This window comes from Streptomyces sp. WM4235, assembly GCF_001279725.1.
GTDB lineage: Bacteria > Actinomycetota > Actinomycetes > Streptomycetales > Streptomycetaceae > Streptomyces.
Map to the genome: position 1 here is coordinate 1 of NZ_LGDE01000375.1, position 313 is coordinate 313.

The following is a 313-nucleotide window of genomic DNA, read 5'->3' on the forward strand; positions in this document are numbered from 1 at the left end:
GCCGATCGAGGCGACCGACAGCACACTGCCGACGGAGCCGATGGAGAGCACCGAGTCCACCGAACCGATGGACAGCACCGAGTCCTTGGACCACAGGGAGAGGAACGACCGCTCGATCATGCCGGTCATGCTGCCACATGCCGGCTCGGCAGGGCGGTGGGCGCGGAAGCCTGTGTGCCGGGCGTCGTCCTGGTGAGCAGCATCACCCCGCGGCCGGCCGCGAAGGCGCCGGCCACGGCGAGGACGATGCCCGCGGCCCCGCCCTGGAGGCGCTCGCCGAGCAGGACCATGCCGATCGCGGCGGCGGCGAGCG

At 72.8% G+C, this 313-nt stretch carries 1 pseudogene; it reads right to left on the reverse strand.

What is annotated here, in order from left to right:
• Positions 1 to 125: 125 nt before the first annotated feature.
• Positions 126 to 313, reverse strand: a pseudogene (locus ADK55_RS23045) (hypothetical protein); the annotation flags it as partial.